23 protein-coding genes and 3 pseudogenes are annotated in these 24,988 nt (G+C 60.5%); 8 read left to right on the plus strand and 18 right to left on the minus strand.

The window, feature by feature from the left end:
* Position 1: 1 nt before the first annotated feature.
* From MU558_RS21115 to MU558_RS21130, 4 genes are all read right to left on the minus strand, one after another.
* Entirely contained in the window at positions 2-970 is a 969-nt protein-coding gene (locus MU558_RS21115) for a 5-oxoprolinase subunit C family protein (RefSeq protein ID WP_246975290.1), read from the minus strand.
* The gene (locus tag MU558_RS21120; protein WP_246975292.1) at positions 967-1,872 is read right to left on the minus strand and encodes a 5-oxoprolinase subunit B family protein; all 906 of its coding nucleotides are present in this window, start codon (positions 1,870-1,872) and stop codon (positions 967-969) included. Before MU558_RS21120 ends, MU558_RS21115 begins: the two co-directional genes overlap by 4 nt.
* 221 nt (positions 1,873-2,093) lie before the next feature.
* On the minus strand, positions 2,094-2,540 hold the full coding sequence (locus tag MU558_RS21125) for a toxin-antitoxin system TumE family protein (protein ID WP_246975294.1): 447 nt from the start codon (positions 2,538-2,540) through the stop codon (positions 2,094-2,096).
* A 3-nt stretch (positions 2,541-2,543) separates the two neighbouring features.
* Entirely contained in the window at positions 2,544-3,071 is a 528-nt protein-coding gene (locus MU558_RS21130) for a DUF7342 family protein (protein WP_246975296.1), read from the minus strand.
* Between the two features lie 321 nt (positions 3,072-3,392).
* On the opposite strand from MU558_RS21130, the gene MU558_RS21135 reads away from it, so the two are divergent.
* Positions 3,393-4,391, plus strand: coding sequence for an IS110 family RNA-guided transposase (locus MU558_RS21135; RefSeq protein WP_246975298.1), 999 nt, complete (start codon positions 3,393-3,395; stop codon positions 4,389-4,391).
* A 283-nt stretch (positions 4,392-4,674) separates the two neighbouring features.
* Here MU558_RS21135 and MU558_RS21140 read toward each other — a convergent pair whose 3' ends face one another.
* Complete coding sequence (locus tag MU558_RS21140; protein WP_246975300.1) at positions 4,675-5,562, minus strand: CPBP family intramembrane glutamic endopeptidase; 888 nt, start codon at positions 5,560-5,562, stop codon at positions 4,675-4,677.
* Between the two features lie 97 nt (positions 5,563-5,659).
* Between MU558_RS21140 and MU558_RS21145 the strand changes: the two are divergent.
* Positions 5,660-5,959, plus strand: a pseudogene (locus tag MU558_RS21145) (IS4/Tn5 family transposase DNA-binding protein); the annotation flags it as partial.
* Between the two features lie 219 nt (positions 5,960-6,178).
* On the opposite strand, the gene MU558_RS21150 reads toward MU558_RS21145, so the two are convergent.
* On the minus strand, positions 6,179-6,994 hold the full coding sequence (locus MU558_RS21150; protein WP_015298633.1) for an IS5-like element ISNpe14 family transposase: 816 nt from the start codon (positions 6,992-6,994) through the stop codon (positions 6,179-6,181).
* Between the two features lie 92 nt (positions 6,995-7,086).
* Here MU558_RS21150 and MU558_RS21155 point away from each other — a divergent pair.
* The 3 genes and pseudogenes from MU558_RS21155 to MU558_RS21165 all read left to right on the plus strand — a co-directional run.
* A pseudogene (locus MU558_RS21155) lies at positions 7,087-8,217 on the plus strand (IS4 family transposase); the annotation flags it as partial.
* Positions 8,218-8,788: 571 nt separating this feature from the next.
* Positions 8,789-9,628, plus strand: coding sequence for a VOC family protein (locus MU558_RS21160; RefSeq protein ID WP_246975303.1), 840 nt, complete (start codon positions 8,789-8,791; stop codon positions 9,626-9,628).
* Positions 9,629-10,042: 414 nt separating this feature from the next.
* The gene (locus MU558_RS21165) at positions 10,043-10,687 is read left to right on the plus strand and encodes a TetR/AcrR family transcriptional regulator (protein WP_246975305.1); all 645 of its coding nucleotides are present in this window, start codon (positions 10,043-10,045) and stop codon (positions 10,685-10,687) included.
* On the opposite strand, the gene MU558_RS21170 is transcribed toward MU558_RS21165, so the two are convergent.
* The 3 genes from MU558_RS21170 to MU558_RS21180 form a co-directional block, all read right to left on the minus strand.
* Positions 10,684-11,118, minus strand: coding sequence for a zinc ribbon domain-containing protein (locus MU558_RS21170; RefSeq protein ID WP_246975307.1), 435 nt, complete (start codon positions 11,116-11,118; stop codon positions 10,684-10,686). The genes MU558_RS21165 and MU558_RS21170 overlap by 4 nt on opposite strands.
* A gap of 117 nt (positions 11,119-11,235) precedes the next feature.
* Complete coding sequence (locus tag MU558_RS21175) at positions 11,236-12,402, minus strand: acyl-CoA dehydrogenase family protein (protein WP_246975309.1); 1,167 nt, start codon at positions 12,400-12,402, stop codon at positions 11,236-11,238.
* A 310-nt stretch (positions 12,403-12,712) separates the two neighbouring features.
* On the minus strand, positions 12,713-13,519 hold the full coding sequence (locus MU558_RS21180) for an N-acyl homoserine lactonase family protein (RefSeq protein WP_246975311.1): 807 nt from the start codon (positions 13,517-13,519) through the stop codon (positions 12,713-12,715).
* A 113-nt stretch (positions 13,520-13,632) separates the two neighbouring features.
* On the opposite strand from MU558_RS21180, the gene MU558_RS21185 reads away from it, so the two are divergent.
* Both MU558_RS21185 and MU558_RS21190 read left to right on the plus strand, forming a co-directional pair.
* Positions 13,633-14,586, plus strand: coding sequence for a 3-hydroxyacyl-CoA dehydrogenase family protein (locus MU558_RS21185; protein ID WP_246975313.1), 954 nt, complete (start codon positions 13,633-13,635; stop codon positions 14,584-14,586).
* Positions 14,587-14,631: 45 nt separating this feature from the next.
* Positions 14,632-15,009, plus strand: coding sequence for a cupin domain-containing protein (locus MU558_RS21190; RefSeq protein WP_246975315.1), 378 nt, complete (start codon positions 14,632-14,634; stop codon positions 15,007-15,009).
* Between the two features lie 19 nt (positions 15,010-15,028).
* Here MU558_RS21190 and MU558_RS21195 read toward each other — a convergent pair whose 3' ends face one another.
* The 4 genes from MU558_RS21195 to MU558_RS21215 all read right to left on the minus strand — a co-directional run bounded on the left by MU558_RS21195 (position 15,029) and on the right by MU558_RS21215 (position 20,192).
* A complete protein-coding gene (locus MU558_RS21195; protein ID WP_246975317.1) occupies positions 15,029-15,883 on the minus strand; it encodes an SDR family NAD(P)-dependent oxidoreductase in 855 nt (284 codons plus the stop codon).
* A gap of 173 nt (positions 15,884-16,056) precedes the next feature.
* Entirely contained in the window at positions 16,057-18,360 is a 2,304-nt protein-coding gene (locus MU558_RS21200; RefSeq protein WP_246975320.1) for a nitric-oxide reductase large subunit, read from the minus strand.
* 151 nt (positions 18,361-18,511) lie between these two features.
* Positions 18,512-19,168 carry a helix-turn-helix domain-containing protein gene (locus tag MU558_RS21205; protein ID WP_246975322.1) on the minus strand — a complete coding sequence of 219 codons (657 nt, stop codon included), beginning with the start codon at positions 19,166-19,168 and terminating at the stop codon, positions 18,512-18,514.
* A gap of 535 nt (positions 19,169-19,703) precedes the next feature.
* Positions 19,704-20,192 (minus strand): helix-turn-helix domain-containing protein, encoded by a 489-nt coding sequence (locus MU558_RS21215; protein WP_246975325.1) that lies wholly within the window; start codon positions 20,190-20,192, stop codon positions 19,704-19,706.
* 115 nt (positions 20,193-20,307) lie between these two features.
* On the opposite strand from MU558_RS21215, the gene MU558_RS21220 reads away from it, so the two are divergent.
* Entirely contained in the window at positions 20,308-21,108 is an 801-nt protein-coding gene (locus MU558_RS21220) for a DUF8170 family protein (RefSeq protein WP_246975327.1), read from the plus strand.
* A 292-nt stretch (positions 21,109-21,400) separates the two neighbouring features.
* Here MU558_RS21220 and MU558_RS21225 read toward each other — a convergent pair.
* The 5 genes and pseudogenes from MU558_RS21225 to MU558_RS21245 all read right to left on the minus strand — a co-directional run.
* Positions 21,401-21,655 (minus strand): annotated as a pseudogene (locus MU558_RS21225) (IS1595 family transposase); the annotation flags it as partial.
* A complete protein-coding gene (locus MU558_RS21230; RefSeq protein WP_246975329.1) occupies positions 21,558-21,956 on the minus strand; it encodes a glycerophosphodiester phosphodiesterase in 399 nt (132 codons plus the stop codon). The gene MU558_RS21230 and the pseudogene MU558_RS21225, both read right to left, overlap by 98 nt.
* Complete coding sequence (locus MU558_RS21235) at positions 21,956-23,080, minus strand: ABC transporter ATP-binding protein (protein WP_246975331.1); 1,125 nt, start codon at positions 23,078-23,080, stop codon at positions 21,956-21,958. Before MU558_RS21235 ends, MU558_RS21230 begins: the two co-directional genes overlap by 1 nt.
* Positions 23,081-23,082: 2 nt before the next feature.
* Positions 23,083-23,952 (minus strand): carbohydrate ABC transporter permease, encoded by an 870-nt coding sequence (locus MU558_RS21240; protein WP_246975334.1) that lies wholly within the window; start codon positions 23,950-23,952, stop codon positions 23,083-23,085.
* 6 nt (positions 23,953-23,958) lie between these two features.
* Positions 23,959-24,822 carry a carbohydrate ABC transporter permease gene (locus MU558_RS21245; protein WP_246976671.1) on the minus strand — a complete coding sequence of 288 codons (864 nt, stop codon included), beginning with the start codon at positions 24,820-24,822 and terminating at the stop codon, positions 23,959-23,961.
* Positions 24,823-24,988: the final 166 nt, after the last annotated feature.

Raw genomic sequence — 24,988 nt, forward strand, 5'->3', positions numbered from 1 at the left:
GCTACTGCTCGAGTCCGTCCCGGATCGCCTCGAGGTCGTCCTCGATCGCTTGGCGAACCTCGAGTGCCTCGTCGACGGTCACGGCGTCGAAGGTGACGCTCTCGTGGGTGCGTCGCTGTGCGAGCAGGTCGCGGTCGGCGCTGATCACGGTTCCGACGGTGGCGTAGCCGCCGCCGGTCACGGCGTCGCGCATCAGGACGATCGGCTTCTGTGGGAGCTGGATGGAGCCGATCGGGTAGCCGACGTCGACCACGTTCGACGGATCGGTCCCCGCGCCGAAGGGCTGCTCGCGTTCGACGAACTCGAGTTCGGGCCCCTCGAGGCGGTAGCCGACGCGGTCGGCTTCGGGCGTCACCGTCCACTCGACGTCACATAGCCGCTCGCGGCTCTCGTCCGTTAGCCGGTAGTCACAGAGGCCGACGACGACGCGGACGCTGTCCGTCGTGAAGTCCCGGAGGTGTTCCTCGGGAGCGCTGTTCCCGACGACGGCCTCGAGATCTGTCCCGTTGTCGGCGACGGCGAGTTCGTCCCCTTCCTCGAGCGTTCGCCCTTCGTGGCCGCCGATGCCGACCAGCGTGTACGTCGAGCGACTCTCCATCACTTCCGGAACGTCGATGCCGCCGGTCACGGCGAGGTAGGTGCGTGCACCCTCGGTCGCAAACTCCATCTCGAGTTCCTGGCCAGCCTCGACGCGAACCGCCTCATGCATCGGGACGGCCTCCCCATCGATGCGGGCGGGCATCTTTGCGCCGGCGAGCGCGACGACGGCGTCCTCCTCGAATCGGACGTTCGCTCCCGCGTAGGTCATCTCGAGGGTCGCCGCGTCGGGGTCGTTGCCGACGAGGGCGTTGGCCACCTCGTGGGAGAACTGGTCCATCGCGCCCGACGGAGGCATTCCGATGTGGTACTGGCCGAATCGGCCGAGATCCTGGACGGTCGTCGAGATGCCGCCGTCCGTAATTTCGATCATCCGGCGAGCACCCCCATGAGCCGCTCGTTGTACTCGTGTGGCGCTTCGAAGAACTCCTCGGGTGTGAACTCCACGTCTTCGATCGTGTACTCGTAGGTGCCGGCTTCGACTTCCTCGCGGATGGCGTCGTACTCCTCGCGGTCGATGCGTCGGTAGGTCAGGATGTCACCGGGGTTGGGAAAGACCATCGAGTCTTCGAAGGCGGGCAGTTCCTGGTCGATGTCGAGCACTTCGATCGGCGTCCGGCCGTACAGCTGGTAGCCGCCCGCCCCCTGGACGGGATAGACGACCGAGAACGCACCGCCGAAGCCCACAGCACGGCTGGGCGTGTCGGTCCGCGGCTGGACGTACTTGGGAACTTCCATCTGTTCGCTCTTCGGTACCATCTGGAAACACCACGGCAGGCCAGGGACGAAGCCGACCATCGTCACCATGTGCGGCGCGCCGACGAACGCGTCGAGAAACGCCTCGACGGAGTCGAAGCCGTTGATGCGCGCGGAGTACTCGAGGTCCGTCGCGTCGGGGTCCTGGTGGCGATCCCGGAAGTTCATGAGCGTCTCGTGAGTCCACGGGTCGTCGAACAACACCGGCACCTCGACGATGCGTGTCTCCCAGGAGTACTCCGAGATGTCGGTCTCGGCGGCGATCTCTTTTAATTCGTCGACCATCGTCTCGGGGTGGATCACGTCGGGATCGAACCGCACCATGTACGAGGCGTTGGCGGGACAGATCTCGGTGACGCCCTCGAGGTCGCGGTCCCGGATCTGCTGGGTGATCGCCATCGCCTGGAAGTTGGCGTCGAAACTCATCGCCTCGTCGAGTTCGACGAAGACGTGGTCGTCGCCCCCGAACTCGTATCGCGGCTCCGGGAGGTCCGTCCGCTCGATTCGTTCTCCTGTCATCAGTCTGTGACAGAAGACACCATGGCTACGCTTAACGGTGCCGGTCGTGATGGAGGCGGCGACGTCGCGTCTGGTCGCCCTCGAGGTCCACGTTCGTTTCCGTCGTACTCGTGGCGGACCTGCAGGGACGGACAGTCGGTTCAATAGGCACCTGTCTAATACTATCTTAGATAGGATACTATTAAACAATGTTTAGAATAGGAACCTATTGCAGACAAACACTACGAGTGGCTATCGGACCTGTGTAACTGCTGAACCCGCTTTTCCACCCACTCGAGAACGTCGAACAAGACGCCGAGATGGTGGTTCGACTCGAGTGGCGACGGTTCCGCAGGTGAAGCAGCATCCGGCGGCGGATGGAAGTGTTCTCGGGGTGCGTCTGGCTTTGGATGACGGCCCCATTGACACTGCCAGGTTTCGTCCTCGCGATACTCGAGATAGTGAACGGTGTAGTCACCGCCGACGAACCACCGGACGTCGACTCGAACACCGCTCACGTCGACTGGATACTGTTCCCTATCTACCCGGAGTTCGAGAACGCGTGGTGATATCGTATCGGGTCGAAAGTCCCAGTCCGAAACGAGCGGATGCGTGGTCGCACGCCGTGCAAGCACCTCGAGTGTCGGGACGTCGAGTGGCCCACTCGGGGCTTCTTCTCGTTCGGTCACAGCTCAAACCCGTGCTCGATCATTGTTGGACGACTCGGCTCGCTGGACGGCGCGTTTCAGGAGCGTAATATCTCGCCGGGTCGTCCGCCATTCCGTAAGGTCTTCCCACCGATCGTGAAGTTCTTCGTGACTCTCGTCTGGATCATCAGCGACGACGACGGCGTCTGGATCGGGGACACCGTATTTCTCCTGAAATCCCTGGTCTGCTTCGAGGAGTTCCTCGAGACGAGCCCGAAGGTCACTCGTGTTGTGTTCACGTGCAAGCGTCTCCACGCGCTTCCATCGGAAGTACGACGGATTTCGTCGGTACAGTGCCGGTCGCGCCGTCGCTCGCTCTGCAATCCCCATCTCGACGAGCTGTTCGAGCGCCTGGCGAGCGCCGTTTTCGGAACAGTCCGCCCACTCCGCGAACTGTTGTGCGGAAGCAGTGTTCGTGGTCCCCACGAGAACGTCGTATATCCGTTGAAACGTCGTCCGGTCTGCACTCCACTGCGCTGCTGGATCGTCCGACGGCCCAGATCGTTTTGTCATGTGTCCCCTTTCGGCAGCAAAGCATATATTATTGCTTCACCTCAGATATCTGTGTCTCACTCTGTTGAAATCCGCAGTTGTTGATACAAATAGCGTGCTGACTCGATGGAAATTCTGCTATCCCATGAGAGCGTGAAACAAGTATGGGACGCAAGAGACCGAGCTGTATTCCGTGCCTGAGAGCACGTGGTGCTGACTGGTCCGAGTGCGTAGGAAGCCGAGTCCTGGGCATCACAGCCCGACTGCCGCTCCTGGCGGCAGTCGGGAAAGCCCGTATAGGTGAATCTCCGTTTCACGCACCGGCGTTCCAAGGTGAGTCCAATGTTCATTGGAATCGACGTACACAAGCGGTACTCACAAATCGCAGTATTGGACGAAAACGGTGAGATCGTCGAAGAGGTTCGCGTCGAAAACGCGAACCTCGACGACTTTGCCCAGCAGTACGCTGGGTCCAAAGCCGCGCTTGAAGCGACCAGCAATTACTACCATATCCATGATACTCTTTCAGAGTATCTGGATGTGACTGTCGCCAATCCAGGCGAATTGAAGTTGATCTCCGACTCGGACAAGAAAACTGACCGCGTCGACGCGAAACAACTCGCTCGGATGGTTCGGTTAGGATCGATTCCTGAAAGCTACGTTCCAACCGATGAGGTTCGGCAAGCCCGCACACTTGTGCGCGGGCGCCAGAAGCTCGTCGAGAACCGGACCGAGTACGCGAACAAGATCCATGGCTTGTTGAGTGACCACGGGATCACTCAGGAGGTGAAACCGCTGAGTGTGGAGGGACGAGAGTTCCTGACGGAACTCTCGCTCCCGGCACCGTGGGACGCGTTGCTGGAGTCGTATCTGGAGCTCATTCAGACACTCACTGAGCAAATTGAGTCGTTGGAAACGGAGATCGAGGAGCGGGCTGGGTCTCTGAAGGAGACCCAGCTCCTGATGACGATTCCCGGGGTGAGTTACTTTACAGCGTTGACGATTTACGCGGAATTGGGAGAGATAGACCGGTTTGACCGGGCCAAGGAGATCGTAAGTTACGTCGGACTAAACCCGATAATCCGCGAGTCTGGCGACTCGCGGTTTGAGGGGAGTATCTCGAAACGAGGGTCAGGACGCGTCCGGTGGCTGCTCGTTCAAGCGTCGTACACAGCGGTTCATACGTGCGAAGACGAGTACCTCAGCCGGTTCTACAACCGGTTGGCTCGAAAGAAGAACTCGAAAACAGCGATCGTAGCAACCGCCCGGAAACTGCTGGTTTCAATGTATCATATGCTGGACCGTGAGGAGGTGTACGATCCACCAGGGGTGAGTGCCTGAGCGCCGCCGGGGCGGCGCTCATTGGCCGGCTGGTGGCAGCGTGAGCGACCGCTCTCGCTAACAAGAAGTCCCCCGCCTGATGGCTGTTTCAGTAGCTATCGGTTCGCCGGTTGCCGATTCTACGCTCGAAAATTACAGCAAGTTCCCGTCGCCAGAAGGATTATCTTAGCAAACGTGGTTTGTTTAACCAGCAGAATTTCCATAGGTGAGTACACAGCGCATCTCTCGCACCTCTCTGCACGTCGCCAATCGAGCGCGCAGCTATCGGACAGAAGGTGCTGGATCAGCCGTATCTTCGGTCGTGATCGCGACGCGGAGGCGGTCGAGGCACCTCGTCGGTCTTTGTGAGCGTTGCCGCTCCCCAGATTGCTGTAAGTATCACTGCGAGTAGTACCCAGTGAGAGTAATAGAATACGTCTCCCACTTCGATAGTCTCGGAGACGAAATTGATCCATCCGTGAAGAAGAATGATTCCGAGGATGCTGCGTGAGGTGTGATTATAGACCCACGTGAATACGACCGAAAGTGCGACAATTCCGATCATGAACAGCCAGAACCCGAGTGTGGCGAATCCAACTTCCTCACGTTGAAACGAGCCAGCAACGAAGAATAACGGGAGATGCCAGACCGCCCAGACCACGCCTAACAGCACGCTGGCAGTCAGCGCGGACCAGTTCATCTGCAGCCGGTCTAACGCATAGCCTCGCCACCCTAATTCTTCGAGGAGAGGCGGGAGTGTGGCGAAAAATAGCGCAGGGAGGAGCGCAAGTGGATTCACGCCAAATTCCTGTACTCCTTGGCCCCATGTCGCGCCTGACCCACCTAACAGCATACTTGTGACTGCGGCTGTGACAGTCACCACCAGCGGAAGCGACAGAATCACGAGGAACCACCGAACGCCGATTCGGCGAACCTGTTTGAGGCGATCCCAGAAATCTGCCCGTCCTCGGTCGTCGTACACGAGGTATACGAACCCAATACCGGCAGCTCCAGGGCCGACAAGCCCGATTAGTAGCAGCAGGAGACCTGCGGCGCTGTCGAACCGTACCTCGAGAACGATCGCTGCCAGCCAGAACCCCCACGTTATGGCGAACGTGACGGCGAAGAACAGCCATGGATTCCCGATCGAGATGGACGTATTGCCGATCGTTCGGTGTGTCGTCTCTTCCATACTCCGTTTACACGAAATCGAGGAGAAAGCCCACGACTTCAGTCCTGTCTCTTACCCACAATTCCTATCGCTGTAGTTCGCCGAGAACGAGACCAAGATGCAGAGCGGTTCACGGAACCGGCGGTCTGACGTAGATGATGAGAGTGAGCGATGTGAGACAGATGTCTCTGGCAAGGTTCGTGAGGAGTTCCAGTCTGCTGAGTTTGGTGACGAACGGCTTACAAAGCGATTGATACAGGTCGGAGATCGGCTCGGCAGGGCACCTGCCGAGTCGATCCCAAACGCGTGCGAAGACTGGGCCTCCACAAAGGCTACGTACCGATTTTGCGATAACGAGCGTGTGGATCCTAACGAGATTCTTGATGCACACAAGCGAGCACAACGGTCACGAGTTGCTCTGTTGAACGCAAGACGGCGGCAGTATTGAAATTTTGATATCCAGGCAGATGGCGTTAGAACTCCTGTACTGATTGTTTTGAGATCTGGATGATGTGGGAGGAGTACAGTTCGTTGATTCTGCAACCATCAGAATTAGGTCACTTTGTGAGAACCCGTACGTGGATGACGGCGATGTCTCTGGCGGATACGTCCAGAGAAAGAGAGCAGGCGGCGAGCCCTAACTCGCCGCCTGCGATAGGTTATGCACGATACACTTGCGCGTGAGCTCTCGGAACTGGCCGTGCCAGCTCCGAGAGCGTAACTTCTCACCGTCATCCTTCAGCAGTGAGAACGCAGTCTCACTCAGTGTCCGCTGATGGTACAGATCTTCGTCCATCCGAGCGTTATGCGCTTTCTTCAGCGCATTGTGCTCCCTGTGTTTGATTAGCGGTCGTGTCGCGCCAGCGCGACACTCCTCTCTGAGATCTGACCACGAATAGTTCGCATCTGCAAGGAACTCTTGCAGGTCTTCGGCGTTGCGCCGATAGACCTGCAAGCCGATGTGTCCGTCCCACTTGCGCTTCGTCGTGAAATGAACGTCTTTGATCGCCAGTGACTCTGTATCGACCAAAATCGTTGTCTTCAGCTTGTGAAACGAGAAGCCAGCACGATTCCGGTAATGATAGCTGGTTTGATCTCGCTGGAAGCCACTGGCGTCGATTGCTGCTGTTCCCGACCAGCCAGCCTGCTCCGCACTGCGGCGGAGCAGGCTGCGGAGTTCACGCATGTCGACCTGTTGCTCCCATCGACAGAGCGTGGTGTGATCCGGCGATTTGTCGATGTTAAGCTCTTCACGGATGGCTCTGGAGTCATTGAACCATGCTTCAGTCTCTCGGAAATCTTTGTCGAGTTCCGCATGCAAGAGGATAAACGCGATCTGAGTCCACTCGGCGAACCCGCTGGCGCCGTCCGGCGCAGCGGGTTCGTCAGGGTTATCCACGTGCTGTTTGGCAAGATTCTTACACTGCCGTATGATCGGCCGTTTCGACCTCATATCGCAAGACGGCGTCCAATTCCCCACAAGCCTCACGGAAATCAGCCGAGAACAAGGCTGAAACTGGTGCTATTCGACGCTGCAACAGAGCATCACGAGTGCAGGACAACGACGAGCTCTTGGTGGTCTCTGATACCACTGAACTCGTCTTTCCGAGACATCCGTCGAAGGAAGGGCTTGGCGACATCGGCAACTCCAAGACGGATCTTGAAGGCGTCAAAGTTCACTCGACGATTGGACTTGATCCACAGACCCACCGTATGACCGGGGTTATCGATCAGCAATCGCTGATCGAGGACCAGCAAGCCAGTACTAAGCACGATGCGAACGGAAAGAACGAGCCAATCGAATTAGAGAGCGAACAGGAAAAATGGATTCGAGGAGATAGGCAAGCCAGCGACTGGCTTGCCGAGGAAGTTCGGCCAATATTCATCCACGACCGAGGAGCTGACGCATTTGCCTTCTACCGCGAAGTTACAGACGACTTGGACGCTGGATTTGTCGTCCGTGCGAATCAGAACCGCTGTATTCAGACGCCGTCCGTTCCGGACGGCCGTCTGATTGACTGGAGTGAAGACCTTCCTGAACAAGGTCGCACGTCTATCGAGATTGAACAGGGGAATGGAAGAGAGGCCAGAAAAGCTGAGCTAATCGTCAAAGCCGGTTCATGTAAGTTACTCCCTCCAAAGAACGAGCCAACTCATACGGATCCAGTTGAGGTAAACGTCGTACGAATCGACGAACGTGGAGAACAAGATGACCCGATTCAGTGGGTGTTACTCACCACTGAATCGGTCGCTACGTTCAGTGATTCGCTGAGTGTGGTAGAGTCCTATCGCGCCCGATGGACGATCGAAGACTGGCACAAGGTGCTGAAGACTGGATGCCGGATCGAGGAACGTCGGCTGGAAACGTGGGAACGTATGGAGGTTTTGTTGAGTGTCTACTCGGTGATTGCGTGGAAGGTGCTGGAGTTGCGGGAACTTGCCCGGGGAGACGCATACTACTCACCTGATGTCCTTCTGAGCGAGACTGAACGGTCAATTCTGGAAACGAAATTTCCAGAATTGACCGACAACGGGACTCAAGCGTACGCAATTGCGATTGCGAAGATCGGTGGCTACCTTGACCGAAGTTCCGATCCACCGCCCGGTTGGGAGACGATGTGGAAAGGCCTCAAGAAACTTCAGACCTGGGCGGAGGGATACGAACTGCACTCCTGAGACTTATGGGTAAGAGACAGGAGTTTACTCGTGGGATGAAGCCGTCACTACTGCATCAAACCACGCGACACGACTCCCCCGCATCACCCACACAATCTGAAAGGTTTAAGACGAATCTCCACGTTATTCGACAGAGGCATGCGGCATGCTGCTGCGGGGAACCCGCTCACGCTCACCATGGCTACGAGTAGGTCTCACACTACTACACACAAACACACCCTTCGCAGCCCAACCAGCAGTGTGGTTGGCATGCCACTCGACGACCCTCACTCGTGGTTGGAATCGAGGGTCAGGCCGATGGCGCGGCCCACTGCCCAGTGCGCTGGACGCCGCTGGGAGCCACTCCCTCATCGGGCGGGCTACGCCGAGCAGATACCCAAGACCACCACACCCCTCCGTGTGAGGGCTGAAGGCGCGTCAGTGAACCCGCAAGTTCACAGCCGGGGTGGAGCCCGCGTCTGCGGGCCGTGATACCCACGGAGGAATCCCACGGCGTTAGCCGTGCGGAGGACGTCAAACCGACGTCCGCGAATCTATTTGGCGATCATCCTCCAATGTCCATCGTGATATCGTGACGCGCACGCCGCTCGTTCCAGATACTGCACGAATCGGCCGTACCGCATTGGTCGTGGCAGACCTCGAGGAGACGACGGACTTCTACCGAGACGTCGTCGGCCTCGCGGTCCAGTCACGAAGCGAAACGACGGCGACGCTCGGAGCCGGCGAGACGCCGCTGCTCGTCCTGCACCGAGACGAGGACGCCGAACCTCGACGCCGAGATCAGGCGGGGCTCTTCCACAACGCGTTCAGGGTCCCCTCACGCACTGCACTCGGTGCTGCGCTCGATCGGATCCAGGATCGGTGGGAGCTAGACGGAGCTTCGGATCACCACGTGAGCGAGGCGCTCTACCTCACCGATCCCGAGGGCAACGGCGTCGAAATCTACCGCGATCTGCCACGCGAGCAGTGGCCGCGTGCAGACGACGGCCGGATACATCTGGGAACGGTCCCACTGGATCTCGCCGACGTCGCCGCAGCGTCGGACGGAGCCACACGAGTCCCGCCCGAAACGACGGTCGGACACGTTCACATCGAAGCGTCGTCGCTCGAGGCCGCACGAGCGTTCTACGTCGACACGCTGGGGATGCGCGTGCAGACGGATGTGCGGTCGGCACTGTTTCTCTCGGCCGGAGACTACCACCACCACCTCGGGGTGAACACGTGGAACGGTCGGTCACAACCAGCAGGTGGCCGTGGGCTGGCGTGGTTCGAACTCGTCGTCCCGGACGAGGAGACGCTCGCAACCGTTCGCCGCCAACTCGAAGCCGCCGACGTCTCGGTCGGCGAACGCGCTGGATGTCTCGAGATCGCCGCTCCGGACGGTATCACCCTCCGAATCCGATCCGAGTAGCGTCGCTGGGCACGCGTTCTCGAGACGGTGTCCGTCGTCTGACGATCGTGAGTCGATCTGGCGAGTCGGCACCAGACGAACCCGAGCACCACGACCGAGACGACGGGTCGAACAGCGTCTTCCCGTCTTCACGGCGTGTCGCTGCTGTCGCCTGTACGCTCGTCCCAGCAGCAAGGCGTTCGAGTGTACGGTCGGCGTCTCCGGACCTGCCGCGAACACGACGTCTCGCTTGCTGCATCGCTATCCATCTCGATGAGTACGTAACTTACCACTTAATTAGTCAAAACGACTGAAACGGGATCACTCCGAGAGTCGATCTGGTCCTCTCGTCCACTGGATGCCGATAGCCCGTCCTACGACGTACTGACGAGTGGGTCAAAACTGTTATCTGCCGCCCGCGTAACTACTCGTACAATGGCTGATCCGTCGGAGGAGACCCCCTCCAGCACAGACGAGGAGATCATGCTCGCGACCTACCGTGCGCTGTGCGAGTACGGGTACGCCGATCTCACGATCAAACGAATCGCTGACGAGTACGGCAAGTCGACCGCTGCGATCCACTACCACTACGACACGAAAGACGACCTGCTCGCGGCGTTTCTCGACTACATCCTCGATCAGTTCAAAGACGCCGTCCACGAGGTCGAGACGACGGATCCCGAACAGCGACTGGACCTGCTGCTCGACAAACTCCTCGTCGATCTCAGAGACCACCAGGACCTGCTCGTCGCGATGCTGGAGATGCGAAGTCAGGCGCCGTACACGGACCGATTCAGCGAACGGTTCCAGCAGAACGACGAGTACATTCGGTACATGCTCCGCACGGTGATCGACCATGGAATCGAAGAAGGCGTGTTCGACGACGTCGACGCCGAACACGTGGCCCGGACGCTCATGACGATCGTCGACGGTGCCCGGACTCGAGCAGTCGTATGCGACGAAGAGGACGTGCTGACGACGGCGAGACGCGCCGCCGACGAGTACGTCACTGCCGTGCTGGTGAGCGACACTCGAGACGCGGTCGACGATAGCGCCGATCCAGAAACAAACGAGCGCTAGTTACTCCGTTCCGACGGTTCAGTGCGGTCGTGATCAGCGTCCGCGATCGGATTCGTACACCAGTGGCAGAACTCGAGTTCGGGATCGAGCTCGTTGCCACAGTGGGGACAGGAGGCGGCGTCTCCGTCGGACAGACTGGACGGGCGAGTACCCAGGTTTTGGGTTCGAGCGAGGAGGTACGCGTCGACGATGCTCAATCCCACGACGACTAACATCGGTGCGATCGCCCGTAGCGTGTCAGGAGTCCAGTTTCCGACGATAAACTCGTCGACTGCCGCCGGCTCGACGAACAGCGCGGTCACGGCAAACGAGACCGCGAGCCACGCGAACGCACGTCGCCACCGGCGCAGGTAGAGGTGGCCGAGACCGGTCGCGACTACTGCGAGCAGCGCTGCGAGCCACGGTCGTTTCTGCGACGTCGACTTGGCCATGTATTGACTAATCGGTTAGTCAGCTATAAGTCTTCTTCTCTCTCGAGTCTCTCACTGCTCCCTCGAGACCTCGTCGGTCGGACTGTGATGGTCGATCTGAGGACGGTCAGTCCCTGCTCAGAGTAGTCGGTCGGCGATAATCCGCTTTTGAATCTCGTTCGTCCCTTCGAAGATCTTCGTGAGGCGGGCGTCCCGCCAGTGGCGTTCCACGTCGAACTCCGTGGTGTAGCCGTAGCCGCCGTGGATCTGGATGCCCTCGCTCGTGACCTCCTCTGCGATCTCGGTAGCGAACAGTTTCGCCATCGCGGCCTGGGCGTCCGCGCGATCGCCGCGGTCGACGGCCTCCGCGACGAGGAGGGTTAGCGCCCGCGCGGCCTCGATTTTCGTTGCCATGTCGGCGAGTTTGAACCGGATGGCCTGGAAGTCAGAGATGGGCTGGTCGAACTGCTCTCGGTCCTGGGCGTACTCGAGGGAGTCTTCAAGGGCGGCTCTGGCGAGGCCGACTGCGCGGGCGGCAGTGTGAACGCGCCCCTCTTCGAAGAACTCCATGATCTGGTAGAAGCCCTGTCCCTCCTCGCCACCGACGAGTTTGTCTTCGCTCACCCGCACGTCGTCGAAGTTCACCATCCAGGTCTTCCAGCCGTGATAGCCGATCTTGTTCACCGGCTGGCCGCTCAACCCCTCGCGGTCGAACGTGCCGGCAGGCTTCTCGACGATGAACCCCGAGATACCCTTGTAGGCGGGCTCTGCGTCCGGGTCCGTGACGGCGTAGGTGAGGATGAAGTCCGACCCCTTCGCGAACGTACACCACATTTTCTGACCGTTCAGAACGTACTCGTCGCCGTCCTTCTCTGCGCGGGTCCGCATGTTGGAGACGTCGGAGCCAGCCTCGGCTTCCGAAATCGCGATGCTCTTTAGCATCTCGCCACGGGCCATCTTCGGGAGGTAGTGCTCCTTTTGGGCTTCGGTCGCCCCGGCGAGACTCTGCCCGCGGGCGATGATACTCCCGACGCTCAGCCATCCGCGGGACAGTTCCTCGGCGATGACCGCGTACGTCTTCAGGTCCAGGCCCAGTCCGTCGTACTCCTCGTCGATGAGAATCCCGAAGAATCCCATCTCCGCCATCTGGCGGATCAGGTCGTCGGACATCGGTTCCTGCTCGACATCTCGCTCGCGGGCTTCCGGGAGCACCTCGTTCTCGACGAACTTTCGCGTCTCGTCCCGAAACAGCCGGTGCTCGTCTGAGAGGATCCCGTCGGCGATGTTGTTCTCGAGTGCGTCCATACTATTCCGTCAGGTCACACGTTGTAAGAACTGACGATCGTCGCCCCCGCCGCACTACTTGCCGATAGCGCTCGCTCGAGGCGTGGCGGCCGCCTCGAGCAGCATCATCGAGATCGCAGGCGTGACCCGGCTCTGCTGACCGGGGAACCAGTCTTGAGATCCACCGCCTCGAGATGTCGGCATCTTCCGCACGCACGAACAGCGTCAACGGCCAGGACGGACCATCCATTATCCTGTCCGGCTGGCAAACATCAACGCGTGGAGAGCGATCAGGGCGATCGAGGTGCGCGCCACCCTGTCGGTCCTGTCGTCAGGCGATGCGGCCTTCGAGCCGGTTGAACTGGTCCATATCGTGCCCGAAGATCACGTGCTCAGCGTCATATTCCCGTTCGAGTTCCTGCAGGTGGCGAACACTCTCGAACCACGCGCGTTTGTCGTCGATGAGGGCCCCACCGATCGGATGCTCATTCTCGTAGTTGAACTCCAGATGCGCGGCGTCGCCTGCAATTATGATCGTGCCGGGGTCGTCACAATGAACGATCGTCGCAACCATCCCAGGCGTGTGGCCTGGACAGCGGACGAACTCGATCCCTTCGAAGGGGCTCGTCTGATCTTGGTGGAGCACATGCCAGTTCAGGTCGCGGTGGAAATCCTCGACGACGTAGGGGTTGTGGTCCTCGCCGGTCGCCCCGTTGTAGTAGGCGAACTTCAGCTCTTGCTCGTGGACAATGACGGGTATGTCCGTCCCCTCGAAGTATGTGAGCCCACCAGCGTGGTCGTGGTGGAGATGTGACTGAATAACGTAGTCGATGTCGTCAAGGTCGTACCCAAGCTCGGCGAGATCGTCGTCAAGTTCATGCTCGGCAGCATCGTCCTGCTCGACGAGGTTGTACAGCGCATCGGGCCAGTACCCGTCCGCCGCGTTCGGATGCGAGCCCGTATCCCACAAGAATGTCCCTGCCGGATGATCGATAACGGCGTTGTGGATCGAGGCATCCAGCCGCTCGATGGTCGGCGTCGGATCGTCCCGAGACGCTAGGATCGCGCCCTCCTTCATGAAGTGTGGATCGAGTTGCATCCGTCCCCGGCTGAAGAGGTCAATGGTAACTTCTACCATGGCTATGAGTGTCACCTGAGCGAACTAAACTGTTTTCTAAGGATTCTATTCATGTCAGTGGTGCTTGGTACCACATCACAGCTATTTACTCTCCGACCAACAAATGCTGAACCATGAGTGCGTCAGCAATTGACCGCGTCGCCATCGTCGGCACAGGGATGATGGGCTATGGGATCGGCACTGTCTACTCTAGTCAGGGGTGCACCGTCCGCATGTACGACGTCTCGGAAGAGGCGCTCGCGCAGGCCGAAACAAACGTTGAGGCGACCCTTACAACGCTTGCGAATGCTGGCCGGATTCCGACCGAAGATATCGATGCCATCGCCGACCGGATCACCTACCACGACGCGCTCGACGCCGCCGTCGAGGACGCCGACCTGGTGACAGAGGCGGTGACGGAGGATCTCGAAATCAAACAGGAGGTGTTCGAGCGACTCGACCGCCACGCCCCGGCGTCGGCCACACTCGCGACGAACACATCGGGCCTGTCGATCACGGAGATCGCCAGCGTCGTCGACGACCCTAGCCGCGTCGTCGGGACCCACTGGTTCAATCCGCCACACATCGTCCCGCTGGTCGAGGTCGTAAGGGGCGACCAGACGGCCGATGCGACCGTGGACCGCATGTACGACTTACTGGAAGCGGCCGGCAAGGAGCCGGTCGAAGTCAAGAAGGACATTCCCGGGTTCATCGGGAACCGCATCCAGATGGCGATGGACTTCGAGGCGTGGTCACTGCTCCAGATGGGCGTAGCCAGTGCCGAGGATATCGACCGCGCCGTGCGGGCCGGATTCGGGTTCCGCGTTCCCGTTCTGGGCGTCTTCAAGAAATCTGATTTCACCGGACTGGACATTTACGAAGAAGTGATGTCATACCTTCTGCAGGAGATCGACCGCGGGACCGAGCCGTCGGAATCGCTCCGGACGCTCGTGGACGAGGGACACTACGGCGTGAAAACGGGACAGGGCGTCTACGACTGGGAAGGAGCCGACTTCGAGAACCTCGCTGACGAGCGTGATCGACAGTTGCTGGCGCTTCTCGACGCCTACGAGGAGGCCATCGACTAGGTGGCACATATGGGATTAAGTGTGCTCCACGAGTAGTTTTAGCAAATGGCTGAAACCAAACCACAGCCGGTGATCCGACGCGCCGCGGAGATCGAGTACGAGACGGTCGACCTAGCCGATGGCCTCCGCAAGGGAGTAGTGCTCGCCGACGACCAGCACACGCCGCACTTCAACATGCGCCGGTTCGAGCTTGACCCCGGGGCGCGGGTTCCCCGACACACAAACGAGGTTGAACACGAACAGTACGTCCTCAACGGGGAGTACGTGGTCGGGATCGGGGACGAGACCCACACGGTATCGGCGGGCGACGCGCTGCTCATCCCTGCGGGCGTCGAACACTGGTATCGGAACGACGGCGATGAACCCGGGGCGTTCATCTGTCTCGTCCCGAAGGCCACCGACGAGATCACTGTCACCGAGTGAGGACGGTGTCACGAGGGACTCAATAGGTTAGCGTCATCCCGCCGTCCCACCTGAGGTCGCCGCCGTTCAGGTGTTGCCCGTGCTGAGAGAGCCCGAACACGAACAGGTTTGCGACCTCAACAGGATCCATCATCTCCGTCGAGCGGGACTCCGAGAGCATCACCTCGCTGACAACCTCCTGTGGCGTGAGCCCCCGCTGGGCCGCAGTATCCGGAATCTGGTCGGTTACCAGTGGAGTCTTGACGTACTCGGTGCTGACGCTGAACGCTCTGATCCGTCCGTCGCCCTCCGCCGCGACTGACTGCGTGAGGCCTCGAAGGCCGAACTTCGAGATGTTGTACGCCACCTTGTCAGCCGTCACGTAGTGCCCGTGGGCCGAACACATGTTCCCGACACACCCACGTCCATCAGCTGAATCGCGCATGTGCGGGAGGCAGAGTTTCGTGAGATAGAGGGGCGCGCGGAGCATGATCCGATGGAGATGGTCGTACGTCTCCATCGAGAAGTCCTCAATCGGGCTGATGTGCTGTGCGCCCGCGATGTTCACGAGGTACGTGATCGTCCCGAGCGTGGCTGCCTCGTTGACGACCGTCTCAATGTCCGCATCGACCGTGAGATCCCCAGAAATCTCGACGATGCGACCGTCGAGGTTCAGTTCTGCGGCCCGATCAACCGTGTCTGCGAGCCCCTCTGTGTCGATATCGGTTGCTGCGACCGTCAGGCCGTTGGCGGCCAGCGCGAGCGCGGTGGCGCGGCCGATCCCGCTGGCCGCACCCGTCACGAGCGCGACGTTCTCGAGGGTGAAAGCCGGATCGTTGACCCGCAAGATGTCGTCAGTCTGTACCTCAGGAGGTGTGATTTGTTCGTTTGCCATGGGGAATGATCACACTTCGCAGACAAGATGTATAAGCGTCCGGGTGACTCGACGCCGGCAGCTTTCGCGATCGCGACGCCTGCGGCAGTGCATGCGATCAACAGCGCGAGCGCAAGCGCGTCTCGAGAAGGGTTCGAAAGACGGCGACAAGCGCGACCGCGCGTCGGAGGCCGTCAGTCGTCGTCTTCTGCCATCACGCGGTCGGGGATCGTCCCCGTCGGTGGTGTCTCGCTCGGCGTCGACACAGACCGGAGCGTGAACCGCTTTTGTACCACGTCGTACGCGAACACGAGCGTGCCGAGGATCAACATCGTATCTCCGGGGAGTCGCGCCCAGAACAGCAGCTGGACGATTTCGCTTTCGTAGAACGCGAGCCCGCGGGCGGCCGCGTAGCCTTCCGTGAACGCCGTCTCGAGCTGGAGGAAGCCGACGGGCAGCACGGAGACGAACACCATGACCGCCAGCCCGACGTTCCAGAGCCAGAACGCCCACCTGAGTCGGCGTTCGGTCCACTCGCCTGGTTTCGTCGCGATGCGGAGCATGTACGTCGCCATCCCGATCGCGAGGAAGCCGAACGCGCCGAACATCGCGGCGTGTGCGTGCCCGACGGTGAGGTAGGTCCCGTGTTCGTAGTAGTTGATCAGTGGGAGGTTGATGAAGAAGCCGAGCACGCCGGCACCGAGGAAGTTCCAGGCCCCGCTCGCGATGATGAACATGAACGGCAGCGTGTACGGGAAGGTCTCGTCGCTCGTCGCCAGCGTCCGGTAGTGGCTCAACGCCTCGAAGAGGATGAGGATCAACGGAATGAGCTCGAGCGTCGAGAACACCGTCCCGAACGGGAGCCAGACGTCGGGCTGGCCGATCCACCAGTAGTGGTGGGCCGCGCCGATGACGCCGGATCCCATCACGAAAAACGCCTGGAAGGCCACGGCCTTCTCGGCGGATTGCTTCCGGAGCAGCCCCATACTGACGAGCGTCAGCCCGATGACGGCGACGATGAAGAACTCGAAGGCGCCTTCGACCCACATGTGGACGACCCACCAGCGCCAGAACTCCGTCATGACGATGTTCGTCTGCGGCGTGTAGAACATGCCGGCGACGAACAGCAGTCCGATCGACCCGCCCGCGTAGATGATCATGTGTGCGAGCCCGTAGCGGGCTTCGCTGTCGAGCATCGGCTTGAACCCGCGCCAGACCAGCACCGTCCACAGCCCGAAGCCGACGAGGAGGCCAAACTGCCAGAGGCGGCCGACCTCGACGTACTCGAGGCCCTCGTTGCCGAGGATCCACCAGAGATCGCCGTCGATGTAGCCCTGTGCGCCGAGCCAGATGCCGGCGAGTCCGCCGACGGCCGCGACGACGAGCGCCCCGAGGAGGAGGTGGACGTACGTTCGCTGTCGATCGGGCTCGTGGCCGGTCAGCAGCGGTGCCAGGAACAGGCCCGCGCCGAGCCAGAGCGAGGCGATCCACAGCACGCCGAGGTCGAGGTGGAAGGTCTTCGCCATCGCAAACGGGAGCACCTCGAGGAGTTTGACCCCGAACAGTTCCTCGATCCCGAAGAAGGCGTGACGTTCGACGTAGTAGTGTGCCAGCAGTCCCCCAAGGAGGACCTGCAGGACGAACAGCGCCGCGGCGAGCGGGATAAAGCGCGTTGCCGCCCGCTGGCTCGGCATGAGGACGATCTCGTCCGGTGGGGGGATCTCGAGGCTCTCGATCTTCGGTTCAGGTAGTTCGACGGACTTGTACAGCCAGACGCCGATTCCGACGGCACCGACGAGCAAGACCATGCTGATGACGCTCCAGATCATCGTCGCGCCCATCGGGACGTTCCCGGCAGCCGGCGAGTAGGGCCACTCGTTCGTGTAACTGTGGTCGCTACCGGGTCGATCTGTGTGGGAGATCCAGGCTGTCCAGAGCGCGAAGTCCGCGAACTGGCTCGCCTCTTCCTCCGACTCGACGAATTCAGCTGGAATGCCCCGATCGGTGGCACCGCCGTGATAGCGGTCGACGTAGACGTCCCTGACCTGCTGGTGTGCGTACGCCTCGGCGGCCGAGTACCGAACGGCGTCCGTATCACGGGCGACCGACTCGTCCAGGTCCGACCGCACGAGGCTGTCGACGCTCGCCTGGTCCGGTTCTTCGAGTGCGGAATACGCCGTCTCGTACCGCTGCTGGGCGTAGTACTCGCGCATGAACTCCACTTTCAACTCGAGTGCGTCGGAGGTGTAGTCGACGCCGTAGTACGCACCGTTGCCGAGGATCGACCCGTGGTTCATCAACCCGTTCTTCTGGAAGACGGCCTTGCCGGCCTGCACCTCCGACTCGGTGGCGACGGTCTCGTCGTCCGGACCGACGACCTCCTGTGGAATGGGCGGCACCTGCTGGTACGAGTACAGTGCGCCGACTCCCATGACGATCAGGTTGAGGACGAAAACCACGACGAGGGCTTTCGCGATCGTTCGACGGCTTACTTCCATGGTTGCTGGTTCGATTGGGTGGTGGTTTTCACTGGGTGGCGCTTCTCGCCTCCCGAGAGGGGAGCCGAATATCTTCGCCCCGCCCTTTTTCGGCGCTCACGTGTCCCGTGCCGGACTCGCGATTCCGTCGTCAGTGGCGTCGTCATCAGATTCACGCGAACGTCGAGTCGGGGACGCTGTCGGCCGCCCCTTCCATGAACTCCTTGATGATCTTTTCCTCCGCTCGATGGAGCGTCTCGCTGCAGGTCGACTTCGCGATTCCGAGTTCGTCGGCCAACTCGGTCAGCGAGCAACACCGGGGCGTGTCGTAGTAGCCGCGATCGACGGCCTCCCGGACGAGTTGCAGCTGTTTGGCCGTCAGGAGCCGCGTCGGCTCGATGTGCTGGCTGACGTCGTTGACCGTAAACGAGATGCCGAACTCCTCGAGTTGCGTCCCGAGTTCGGAGAGCCGATCCTGTGGGGCCGTAATCTCCCACTCGGCCTCCCCGTCTCTGATCGTAAACGGCATCTCGAGTGGGATGCCCGACCCCTGAATCGGCAGTAACAACAGCGGCATCGGCGTCTCGAACTGGATCAACGCAGTGTCCTGGTGGCGTTGCAGCACGTACAGTTCCGCGATGGATTCGTGGTTCTGGATTTCGGTGAGCACCGCTCTGAGGCTGTCGGCGCTAACCTCCGCGAGTCCGACGCCGCCGTTCTCGGCCGGAAACGCCGAGAGGATCCTGAACTGCGCGTCCGGGTACGTACGCGAGACGTCGCCGATCCAGACGTCCTCCGGGAGCGTGAGCGTGAGGTTTGCGCGTGGCATCGGTTCACAGTCGAACGTTCATCGGCCAGCACCCAGTACCCGTTCCCGAATATCTTCGGTACTTTTTGTAGCGTTAACTACCTCGCCCGCTTTCGCTCATCCTGACGGGTGCGCTCGTGCAGGGTAGGGCTTGTCCACGAACTCGGCCTCGAACCCGTCAGGGTGGGCGGTAACTCCGCCAGTTGGCGTCACCGTTTCAGACTTCAGGGCAAGCTGACCGTTGTCTATCCGTCGAAGCGACTGTCGGCCCGACAGACATACCGGTGTTCCTCGCCGTCGCAGAGTCGCGTAGCGACTTTGCTACCCGTCGGATGTGATCCGACGACTGCGTTGTCGTCTGCGTTCGACTCCGACCCGCACTTCTGGCACCGGAATTCGGTACGAGTCGAACGATTCGGCTGTGTTGAATCGCCAGACGGCGGCGGAACAGAATGCTAAATCAAAAGTGTTGAAGCGGGAGGCTGCGAGTGTCTCTGATGCAAATCTCCCTCTTCATCGATTTCTGGTGGCGGGAATCGTTCTGTTCGACGACGAGCTACGGGGTTGTACCGCCATCAACGGCGTCGAGGTCGGGTTCATCAAATTCGAGTGCCTCTGCAACCGCCGCTGGCAGCTCCGGGCGCGGCGCCGATTCGTGGCGTTCGATCTTTTCGGTCTTACGCGTGTTTTCGTAGAGAGCCCGGGCGACCGGGAGACCGCGCAGATACTTGTAATCGTGGAGGACCTCGACACCTCGCCTGGTGAATCCGTAGAACTGCGATGGGAGATCGCGTTTCTTCTCGCTCGGTTCGTACGTGTAGCGTGCGAGGATCCCCGCTTCGATCAACGTCTCCAGCTGGTCTTTGATGGCCGCCTGGCTCTTGCCAGTCATATACTCGAGTTCGGCGAGCGACATGAGGTGTGCAGGATGGCCCAGAAGCTCCTGGATGATGAGGTGGCGCGTATCCTGAGACAGCAGCTTGAACAACCGCTGCTGTTCCGCAAACGGCCCTGAATCGGCCGCGTCAGTGGAGGTTTCGCTCATACGTGGCGTTAGGAGGAGCGGCACTATAACAGTTAGGATTGTCCAAGTTGATTATTCTGGAAAATACCAAAGTGATTCAGAAGGGATAAGGTAGTGTAGTTTGAACTGGTAGCTAATGACTGATCCCAGTCCACCGCCAGACGCTACGGCCATTATGACGGTGGTCCACGAGGCGATCGGCGGCATTGAACTCGAACCAGCGGAGAAACGGGAGATCTGGCGATTCGCTAAACGTGAATTGCCGTATCTCTGGAGTCAGCGGACATCGTATTTCATCCTCGGGAGCTATCGTGATCCCTCCATCCGCCGGCTTCGCGCCGTGCAGAACGAACTCACGAAGCAACTCGGCGCATATCCGTTCGTCATGGGCGATCTCCTCGAGTTGCCGACTGAGCGGCTCAATACGTTCGATATCATGTTCTCCCTGCTGGCGACGTACAGCGACTACATCGTCGGTGTCTTCGAGAAAGAAAGCGGCGGTGAAGCGCCGGAATTAGGCGAGATCGATGACCCGCCGTATTTCGACAAATCGTACGTGTTCCCACGAGACTACGCGTGGGTGACGGACGCAAATATCGAATCGAAATATCACGTCATTCAGGCCGTCCTCGAAATTGCGTTCGCGGACAATCTAACTGAAAATGAGGCCCATTCGAAGATCGACTCGCTCGTCGACCGCGCACAAGAGTCTGGGATCGGCGTTGCTGACGAAGAGGTCTGGGATGCTATCGACGACCGGGAGGACGAGGGAGCAGAACCAGCGACCTACAGCTGGGTTCATCTCAACAAGTTCCGCAAATTCGAATTACACGACCAGTGCTTTCCATGGACTACTGAGGAGGAACTCCGAACTGCAGTTGCCGAGCTCCCGTCGCCGACACCACGTCCTGAGTGGGAAACGCGTGATGAAGCCTAATACTACTGAACAAAACGATTCACACATCGATCGCACTCGAACGGCCGTCGCCGCTGGCGACGGGCCATGAGACGCGATCGAGTGTTCAGTGACTGTTGTCCGGCAGTATAAGCAGCCGGATTGAGCGTCTGCCTTTTGTGGGGTCTCTTTCTCGATCCAACCTATCCCAACGAACCGGGTGTGATATGCTGGTCGCATCGCAGCCGGGGCGTAGTTCCTTAACCAACACGTTCCCGGTAGGATCCGATTCGTTGGTTAATGCTTCCGCTCTTGTGTCGAGTTGCAGAAGCCCAACGACGCAAAGCGAGTCGCGGCACGCCGCGACGAGCGTTAGCTGGTCACCATGGCGTCCCTGCTACCGCGACCGCCCCCTTCGAGACGATCCGCCACGACGACGGCTGTCTCGAGACAGATCTTGACCCTCGTACCCCGAACACACCGCTCCGGACTCATCGACCTGTGTCGGGCCGTCGATCGGTTGATCGAGAAGCTCCCAGACGACGGGGAAGCCGCAATGAATCGCGGCTTCGCCCTCCCGAATCGCGTACCGTCTCGAGGTCGGTTTCGCCGACCAGGCCGGTCGCGTCCGCGGGTCGATCGAGGGTTTCGTCGTGGAAACAGACCAGTTTGCCCAACCCACAGCGCCTGCCGCCGACCTCGATCGCATCGGCGCGGGAGGCCGCGTAGCGGACCGCTTCGGTCGTGTTCTCGGGCTGTTCACCGGCGAAGCCGCGGTGGGCGATGACGTCGACCGACCAGGTGCGAGAGAGCGTCGTCCCGACTGCGACTGTTCCGCCGAGTGCCAGCGCGCCGACCAGTTGCCGGCGCGTCGTCCGTGGATCGATCATCACTCGACGGCGGAGGCGACGCGGAGGTGCTCTCCGTCGGAGTGGTAGAGCGCCTCGTCGGTGTCGTCGTCGAACAGATGGAGCCGATCCTCGTCGAGCGTCAACGTCACGGTATCGCCTGCGGCCAGGTCCGTCCGCGGCGCAGCCTGGACCTTGAACTCGTCACTCCCGGCACGGCAGTAGAGCAACCGGCTGTCGCCGAGCGATTCGGTCACCGTAACCGTTGCCTCGATCACGCCACCTGTCACCCGATCCGTGATCGAGACGTCTTCCGGACGGAATCCGAGGTGAGCAGATCCCGTTCTGTCTTCGAGTTCGGGTGCTGCTGGCACCGAGAGGTCGAACGCCTCGTGGCGGACGACCGGGCCGTTCGGTTCGTCGTCGACGGTCACCTCGAGCATGTTCATCGCGGGGTCGCCGATGAATTCGGCGACGAAGCGGTTTGCCGGGTAGTCATAGAGGTGCTGTGGGCTGTCGATCTGCTGGATCCGTCCGTCGTTCATCACGACGACGCGGTCACCGAGCGTCATCGCCTCGGTCTGGTCGTGGGTGACGTAGACCGTCGTCGTCTGCAGGTCCTCGTGGAGCTTCGCCAGTTCCGTTCGCATCTGGACGCGAAGCTTCGCGTCGAGGTTCGACAGCGGCTCGTCCATGAGAAAGACGGCCGGATCGCGAACGATGGCGCGACCGAGGGCGACGCGCTGGCGTTCTCCACCCGAGAGGGCAGCCGGCTTCCGATCGAGAAGCCCGGTGATCCCGAGGATCTCGGCTGCGTTCGTGACACGTTCGTCGATCTCCTCGCTCGAGAACGACGTCGCGGACTTCATCCCGAACGTCATGTTCCGTCTGGCCGTCATGTGGGGGTACAGCGCGTAGTTCTGGAACACCATCGCGATGTCCCGTTCGTGTGGTTCGCGATAGGTTACGTTCTCGTCGCCGATCCGAATCGCGCCGTCGGTCGGCGTTTCGAGACCGGCGATGCAGCGAAGCGTCGTCGACTTCCCACAGCCCGAGGGACCGACGACCACGAGGAACTCGCCGTTTCGGACCGTGAGGTCGATCCCGTCGACTGCGGTGACGTCGTCGAAGCGTTTCGTCAGGTCTGTGAGTTCAATAGCTGCCATGGTTACTTCTGTTGGACTCCGAACGTCTCGAGTAGCGGCTTTCGGAACGCGATCAGGACGAGCAGTGGCGGTACCAGCGTCACGATCGACCCGGCCATGACCAACGGCCAGGCGATGTCGCCGCTCTCGACGACACCCTGCAGGAGCCGAATGCCGACCTGAGAGACCTGCATCGACTGATCGTTGACGGCGATCAGCGGCCAGAGGTACTGGTTCCAGGCGTAGATGAACATGATGACCGAGACGCCGGCGAGCATCCCTTTCGACATCGGGACGAGAACGAAGACGAGGAACCGAAGCGGGCCGACGCCGTCGAGTTTGGCGGATTCGACCAGCGACGCCGGTATCGACAGGAAGTGCTGGCGGAGCAGGAATACGGTCGTCGCGCTCGCGAGGTACGGAATCGTTAGCGCGTAGAAACTGTTCACCCAGCCGAGATCGGCCACGAGCTGGAACAGCGGGACGATTCGCACCGGGACGGGCAACATCAGCGTCACCAGCACGAACGCGAACGTGAGGTTCTTGAACGGGAACCGGTAGTAGACGATCGCCAGCGCGGCGAGCAACGAGACGGCGAGTTTGCCGACGACGACGACCACCGCCATGAGAAACGAGTTGAGCATGTACCGCCCCATCTCGTACCGGAAGAGGACGTCGTCGTAGTTCTGTGCGGCCGTCCGAAGCGACAGGTCGGCCAGGCTCGTGAACGTCGCTCGACTCTGGAAGCTGATAAGCACCGCGAGCACCAGCGGCAGGGCCATCAGCACCACGGCAATCCAGAGCAAGGCGTGGACGCGCACGTTCTTTCCATCGACGATCGTCGGCCACTCGAGGGCTGCGGGCAGGAACCGAGAGGCAGTCGATTTACTCATGGCGTCTCAGCCTCCGTAGTGGACGCGCTCGTCCGACAGCCGAAGCTGGGCGTACATGAGCGTGCTCACGACGACGAACAGCACGACCGACTGCGCGGATGCGAGTCCGTGGTTGTTGAATTCGAACGCGTTGCGATAAAGGTCGAAGATCATGATGTTCGTCGCACCGCCGGGGCCACCCTGGGTCATCAGATCGATGAACGCGAACGTGCCGAAGAACGCGTAGATCGTGTTCATCACGACCAGGAACAGCAGCGTCGGCGAGATGAGCGGCGCGTAGACGCGGACCAACCGCGTCCAGCGCCCGATGCCGTCGATCCGGGCGGCTTCGGCAAGCGTCTCCGGGACGTTGTTCATCGCCGCGATCATGAAGATCACGTTGTAGCCGAGTTGCTTCCAGATGGCCGCGATCGTGACCACGACGAACGCCTGTCGGCCGTTACTGAACCAGTCGACCTGGATCGAGGTGTAGCTCTCGACGATGCCGGTAAACGTCCCGATCGTCGGATGGATCAGAAAGAGGAAGACGATCCCGGCGACGGCAGGCGGGAGCGCGTAGGGCCAGATCGCCGCGATCAGGTACCCAGACTGGCCCCAGTCGACCTCGTGGAGCAGGAACGAGACGACGAGCGAGATCGCCATCACGCCGACGACGACCAGCACTGCGAACACGACCGTGATCGTGACGCTGTCGTGATAGGACGCCGACTCCAGCAACGTCGCGTAGTTACCGAGGCCGACCCACGTTCGCTGCCCGCCGAAGAACAGCGTCTGATAGAAACTCAGCACGACTGCCTCGATCGCAGGGTAGTAGAGGAAGACCGCCGAGACGAGCAGCGTCGGGGCTAACAGCAAGTACGCGACCACCATTCCGCGTATCTCGCTGCGGATCGATCCCCGACCATCGCGGCCGTTCGAGAGGGCTCCACGGACGCCGTGTTCTCGCAGGTACGACGCCGTCTCTCGCACCCCTCGCTCCCGGATGAAGCGAATCACTCCCAGCGAGCCGCCGTATATCTCCCGTGTCGACATGAAT

The organism is Natribaculum luteum, from assembly GCF_023008545.1.
GTDB classification, from domain to species: domain Archaea; phylum Halobacteriota; class Halobacteria; order Halobacteriales; family Natrialbaceae; genus Natribaculum; species Natribaculum luteum.

Coding starts and splice junctions, on each gene's coding strand:
- MU558_RS21115 (WP_246975290.1), bottom strand. CDS start 970: ATGATCGAAATTACGGACGGCGGCATCTCGACGACCGTCCAGGATCTC.
- MU558_RS21120 (WP_246975292.1), bottom strand. CDS start 1,872: ATGACAGGAGAACGAATCGAGCGGACGGACCTCCCGGAGCCGCGATAC.
- MU558_RS21130 (WP_246975296.1), bottom strand. CDS start 3,071: ATGACAAAACGATCTGGGCCGTCGGACGATCCAGCAGCGCAGTGGAGT.
- MU558_RS21135 (WP_246975298.1), top strand. CDS start 3,393: ATGTTCATTGGAATCGACGTACACAAGCGGTACTCACAAATCGCAGTA.
- MU558_RS21140 (WP_246975300.1), bottom strand. CDS start 5,562: ATGGAAGAGACGACACACCGAACGATCGGCAATACGTCCATCTCGATC.
- MU558_RS21150 (WP_015298633.1), bottom strand. CDS start 6,994: ATGAGGTCGAAACGGCCGATCATACGGCAGTGTAAGAATCTTGCCAAA.
- MU558_RS21165 (WP_246975305.1), top strand. CDS start 10,043: ATGGCTGATCCGTCGGAGGAGACCCCCTCCAGCACAGACGAGGAGATC.
- MU558_RS21170 (WP_246975307.1), bottom strand. CDS start 11,118: ATGGCCAAGTCGACGTCGCAGAAACGACCGTGGCTCGCAGCGCTGCTC.
- MU558_RS21175 (WP_246975309.1), bottom strand. CDS start 12,402: ATGGACGCACTCGAGAACAACATCGCCGACGGGATCCTCTCAGACGAG.
- MU558_RS21180 (WP_246975311.1), bottom strand. CDS start 13,519: ATGGTAGAAGTTACCATTGACCTCTTCAGCCGGGGACGGATGCAACTC.
- MU558_RS21185 (WP_246975313.1), top strand. CDS start 13,633: ATGAGTGCGTCAGCAATTGACCGCGTCGCCATCGTCGGCACAGGGATG.
- MU558_RS21190 (WP_246975315.1), top strand. CDS start 14,632: ATGGCTGAAACCAAACCACAGCCGGTGATCCGACGCGCCGCGGAGATC.
- MU558_RS21195 (WP_246975317.1), bottom strand. CDS start 15,883: ATGGCAAACGAACAAATCACACCTCCTGAGGTACAGACTGACGACATC.
- MU558_RS21200 (WP_246975320.1), bottom strand. CDS start 18,360: ATGGAAGTAAGCCGTCGAACGATCGCGAAAGCCCTCGTCGTGGTTTTC.
- MU558_RS21205 (WP_246975322.1), bottom strand. CDS start 19,168: ATGCCACGCGCAAACCTCACGCTCACGCTCCCGGAGGACGTCTGGATC.
- MU558_RS21215 (WP_246975325.1), bottom strand. CDS start 20,192: ATGAGCGAAACCTCCACTGACGCGGCCGATTCAGGGCCGTTTGCGGAA.
- MU558_RS21220 (WP_246975327.1), top strand. CDS start 20,308: ATGACTGATCCCAGTCCACCGCCAGACGCTACGGCCATTATGACGGTG.
- MU558_RS21230 (WP_246975329.1), bottom strand. CDS start 21,956: ATGATCGATCCACGGACGACGCGCCGGCAACTGGTCGGCGCGCTGGCA.
- MU558_RS21235 (WP_246975331.1), bottom strand. CDS start 23,080: ATGGCAGCTATTGAACTCACAGACCTGACGAAACGCTTCGACGACGTC.
- MU558_RS21240 (WP_246975334.1), bottom strand. CDS start 23,952: ATGAGTAAATCGACTGCCTCTCGGTTCCTGCCCGCAGCCCTCGAGTGG.
- MU558_RS21245 (WP_246976671.1), bottom strand. CDS start 24,822: ATGGTGGTCGCGTACTTGCTGTTAGCCCCGACGCTGCTCGTCTCGGCG.